The 408-nt window shown below is 61.0% G+C and carries 1 protein-coding gene and 1 pseudogene; both read left to right on the plus strand.

What is annotated here, in order from left to right; all coding sequences use genetic code 11:
- Window positions 1-205: hypothetical protein (locus ABD323_RS43015; protein ID WP_344447477.1), on the plus strand; the 205-nt coding region annotated here is incomplete at its 5' end.
- Window positions 202-408 (plus strand): annotated as a pseudogene (locus ABD323_RS43020) (hypothetical protein); the annotation flags it as partial. The gene ABD323_RS43015 and the pseudogene ABD323_RS43020, both read left to right, overlap by 4 nt.

Below are 408 nucleotides of genomic sequence, written 5' to 3' on the forward strand. Positions count from 1 at the left end.
CACCCCCGATGCCTACATGTTCAACACTGTGACGGGCGCGAGCCGCGGCACAATGGTTTTAATCAGAAACTTCTCTGTGGTGCGCTCCTGTTTCGCGCGCGAGCCCCGTTGTTCGCGCGCGGTGGTCATTTTACTCGGCGTCGATTATTTCTTGATTCGACGTTTAAGGAGACTGTCTGCATCCTCACATACGCTCTGGCGGTGATCAACGTGCGCCAGTGGATTGGCCGGAAACAGACTCCCCTTCGCGGGCCCTTGCGTGCTTGCGGGATGATGTGGGTCACAGTCGGCGGTGGCGGCAGCATCGTCAACATCGGCACCGTACTGGTGGAGCACGCGATCGCCGGTTTCCCGTGCACGGCCCCGATCGTCAGCAAGGCCGGTGTGCACGCCCTGACGGTCGGTCTG

Source organism: Kitasatospora nipponensis (genome assembly GCF_039528135.1).
Lineage (GTDB): Bacteria > Actinomycetota > Actinomycetes > Streptomycetales > Streptomycetaceae > Kitasatospora > Kitasatospora nipponensis.